2 protein-coding genes are annotated in these 3,552 nt (G+C 62.2%); one reads left to right on the top strand and one right to left on the bottom strand.

What is annotated here, in order from left to right; translation table 11 throughout:
- Window positions 1–397 precede the first annotated feature (397 nt).
- Window positions 398–1,672 carry an EAL domain-containing protein gene (locus JWR14_RS24295; protein ID WP_299713193.1) on the top strand — a complete coding sequence of 425 codons (1,275 nt, stop codon included), beginning with the start codon at window positions 398–400 and terminating at the stop codon, window positions 1,670–1,672.
- 14 nt (window positions 1,673–1,686) lie between these two features.
- Here the strand turns inward: JWR14_RS24295 and JWR14_RS24290 are convergent.
- On the bottom strand, window positions 1,687–3,552 hold a 1,866-nt coding region (locus JWR14_RS24290; RefSeq protein ID WP_299713191.1), incomplete at its 5' end, for a PAS domain-containing hybrid sensor histidine kinase/response regulator.

Below are 3,552 nucleotides of genomic sequence, written 5' to 3'. Positions count from 1 at the left end.
GCCTCAGCGTGGATCTTTGCTCAGCTCGGGCCGGAGATTCGCACCGTGAAGACCACGAAAACCGATCCGTCGGAAGCGCATTAAGACGCTGGAGTTGTGACTTGGCTTTGCGCTCGTCACGCATCGTTCAGGGCGCGTCGCATTCTGTCGCGCCATCTCGAATCATCGCGGCGTGCGTGCCGCACTATGAGAGTGCACGCGGCCTCGCCCCTTCGCTGCGATAAAAACCGGCGCGGCGCCCTAGCGCCAACCGGGGCCGGTTTCGGCGGGAATATCTCAATTGTCCGGCGAATGCGCATATTTCTTGCTCTTCAGGGAGCGGCCCTATCCTGTAAACTAGTTCTTTCCCGATGTTTACTCCCACTCGAGCCGCGTTCGAACGCCTGCCAAAACCACCATGAGCATGGTTGATCTCGACCCTCCCCGCTTTCAGCCCCCCCGTCCCGTTGCGGGCGATGACGGCTCGCGGCGCACTGTCCTGTACGGCGAATACACGGTGTTCAGCGTTTTCCAGCCCGTGTTCTCCGTGTCCCATCGACGCGCGATTGGTTACCACGCGTCGCTCAGAGCGCGGGACGATTCCGGCCGGCAAGTTCCATCGCATGAAGTCTTCACGCAGGCGGCACGGCGCGGCGATCTGCTCGAACTCGGCCGGCTGGCTGAATCGCTGCACCTGGGCAACTTCTTTTCCTTCGATAGCGACGACGAATGGCTGTTCCTCAGCCTCCACCCGGCCGCTTTGATGGACACGAGCTACGGCGATGCGCTGTTGGCATCGTTGAAAAACATCGGACTGCCGCCGCAACGCGTCGTGCTGGAAGTACCCGAGCAAGCCGGCGGTGAGACCACGCGCTTTGCTGAGATCATCGATTCATTGCGCAAGTCTGGCTTCCTGATCGCGCTGGATGGCTTCGGCGTGAAGCATTCGAATATTGACCGCGTGTGGCATCTGCGGCCCGATATTGTGACGCTCGATCGCTGCATCCTGCAGCAGGCGAGCGAACATTCGCATATCGAGCGGGTATTGCCTGGGCTTGTTTCGCTGCTGCATGAATCAGGTCAACTGGTATTGATGGGCGGCCTGAGCACCGAACGCGACGCGCTGATTGCGCTCGAATGCAACGTCGATTTCGTGCAGGGCGCGTATTTCGCCGGGCCCAGCGTGGAAGCCGTTAAACCGCAAGCCGCGCAAGGCGTGCTGGACGCGTTGTCTGCCGCGTCCCGTGAACGCGTGGCCGCGCGTGAACGCACGCAGTCGGCGCGGTTGGCGCCGTATGTGGGGGCGCTGGAAACCGCGGCGGCGCGTCTGATCGAAGGCGAAACACTCGCCAATGCAACCCGCACGCTATTGCAGCTTCACGAAACGGCGCGGTGTTTCCTGCTCGATGCATCGGGGCGGCAGATCGGCGATAACGTCTTGCCTGCCGCGCGTGCATCGCAACGGGCCAAGCGTTTCCGGCCCTTGCTGCATTCGGAAGGCGCGAGCTGGGAACGCCGGCCGTATTTCATCGAAGCATTGCGCACGCCGGACCGGGTTCATCTGACTGCACCGTATCTCTCGATCAACGAGGCGCACCTGTGCGTGACGGCGTCTATCGCTGCGCATACGCCACGCGGCTTGCAAGTCCTGTGCGTTGATATCAACTGGGACGTGACATCGCAACGGCGTTAAGCGTTGTGCATCAGTCACACATGCGAGCGCGTCAGCGCAGCCTTCACGGTGCGCGCAAGGTCTCCTATCTGAAACGGCTTCCTGAGCACCGCGTAGCCCTCAACGCGGTCCTTCGATACATCCACATCTGCATACCCCGTCGCCAGGATCACAGGCAGTTGCGGGTGTGAGCGCTTCGCTTCGGCAATCACTTCCAGGCCATTCATGCCGGGCATCGCGAAGTCGACCATCAGCAAATCCGGATTGTCCGCCTGCAGCCGCTCCAGTCCCGCGCGCCCATGCGCTGCCTCGCTGACCGCATAGCCGAGCATCTTCAGGCAATCGACGAGAAACGTCCGCACATCGACGTCGTCTTCAATCACGAGAATCCGTTCGTGCGCGCCCGTGATCTCCTCGCCCGCTTCTGCAACCTCCGCTTCGGCCACCACGCGTTCGCGCAAAGGCAGCCATAACTCGACAGTCGTGCCGTCGCCCGGTTCGCTGTGAATCCGCGCCGTTCCACCGGCCTGACTCGCAATCCCATAGACCTGGCTCAAGCCGAGACCCGTGCCCTTGCCGACCGGCTTGGTCGTGAAAAATGGATCGAAGACGCGCGTCAGCAGCTCCGGCGGAATGCCCGTGCCCGTATCGCTCACCCCGATCACCACATACTGTCCCGGCGGTACCGCTTCGTCAGGCGCTACGCGCTGGCTGACGCGAATGGTCAACAAGCCGCCGTCGGGCATGGCGTCGCGCGCATTGATCGCGAGGTTCAGGACGGCGAGTTCGAGCTGGTTGGCATCGGCGTCGGTCCAGGCCTCTTTCACGTCGAAGCGAGTGCCGAAATGAATGCCCGTTCCCAGCGATAACGTCAGCATGTCGCGCATGCCATGCAGCATCGGAATGACGTCGATGGCCTTCAGGTCCAGATTGCTGCTGCGTGAAAACGTGAGCAGCTGCCCGGTCAGCTTCGCGCCGCGTTCGGTCGCGCGCTTGACCGTCTGCGCCATGGTCTGCACACGTTCATCGCGACTCACGCGCGTGATGAGTTCCGCGTTGCCCATGATCACGTTCAGCAGGTTGTTGAAGTCATGCGCGATGCCGCCGGTCAGTTGTCCGAGCGCTTCCATCTTTTGCGCCTGCACGAGCACCGCCTGAACCTTCGCGCGCTCGTGGATCTCCTTCATCAGGCGGTCGTTCGCCGACGCCAGTTCCTGCGTCCGTTCCGCGATACGGCTTTCCAGCGTGTCATTCAAACGCTCGACCACCATCTGGCTCGCGAGAATCTTCTCGTTGACTTCGTGACGGTCGGTGACATCCAGTGACACGCCGATGATCCGCATCGTAGTCGTCCCCGGAAGGCTGCCCGGCGCGCGCATTGGATGGCCGCGCGACTGCACCCAGTGGACGGTGTCGTCCGGCCAGATCACGCGATATTCGACCGTGAGATTCGTGTTGTTATAGATGCAACTATCCAGCGCACGCTGACGCATCTCGCGGTCATCGGGATGCACAAGCTGGATGATCTGCCCGTAGTCCAGCGTGGGCCCCTTTTGTCCGTAGATCTTGCGGAACGCTTCGGTGGAGCGCAGCGCGCCGGTCTCCACATCGAGTTCCCACGATCCCAACTGCCCCGCCGCGAGCGCCAGATGCAGCCGTTCCTGCGCCTCCACGCGCTCGGCAAGCTGCCGCCTTGCCTCGTATTGCCGCAAGCGTGCACGCAATGCCGACGATACCGCGCGCCGCAACGTTTCGGCATTGAGCGGACGCTCCAGCACGACGACGTTACCCAGCAGCTCGAGCCGGTCGAGCGCGTGTTGCGGGCGTCGTTCAGTGCGTTTGGTGGCGAGCAGGATCAGCGGAAAATCAGACCACGTCGGCTGCTGGTCGAGCCACTGGAA

This window comes from Caballeronia sp., assembly GCF_028292365.1.
GTDB lineage: Bacteria > Pseudomonadota > Gammaproteobacteria > Burkholderiales > Burkholderiaceae > Caballeronia.
The sequence above is the reverse complement of the archived record's forward strand: the minus strand, read 5'-3'. Positions and strand labels throughout refer to the sequence as shown.

Coding starts and splice junctions, on each gene's coding strand:
- JWR14_RS24295 (WP_299713193.1), top strand. CDS start 398: ATGAGCATGGTTGATCTCGACCCTCCCCGCTTTCAGCCCCCCCGTCCC.